Raw genomic sequence first — 353 nt, 5'->3', positions numbered from 1 at the left:
CAGTAATACACTTTCCTTCGGGGGTGTACCGGAGCGCATTTGAGAGCAGATTAGAGATGGCCCTGTCGAGCATGAGTACGTCACCTCGGACGCTACCCCTGCCTGTGACCTTCAGGTCGATCCCTCGCTCATCAGCCAGCAAACGGTAGTACTCGAGTAATTTCTCTACTACTGCTACCAGGTCAATCGGTTTGTTTTCATGTGTAATTAGACCGTTATCTGATTTCGCTAGAAAAAGCATGTCATCAATCATACGTCCCATACGTTTCAAGTCATCAAGATTTGAGTACAGATTGTCCTCGTAGTCCTCAATATTTCTTTTTCTAGATAAAATCACTTCAGTGTGAGTCATC

The 353-nt window shown here is 45.0% G+C and carries 1 pseudogene; it reads right to left on the bottom strand.

Annotated features, from left to right (window positions below):
- Positions 1–353, bottom strand: a pseudogene (copS, locus tag KMS84_RS44180) (copper resistance membrane spanning protein CopS); the annotation flags it as partial.

Origin of the sequence: Streptomyces hilarionis (genome assembly GCF_024539675.1) — a bacterium.
Classification (GTDB): domain Bacteria; phylum Actinomycetota; class Actinomycetes; order Streptomycetales; family Streptomycetaceae; genus Streptomyces; species Streptomyces hilarionis.
This window is presented reverse-complemented; position numbering and strand designations above follow the sequence as displayed.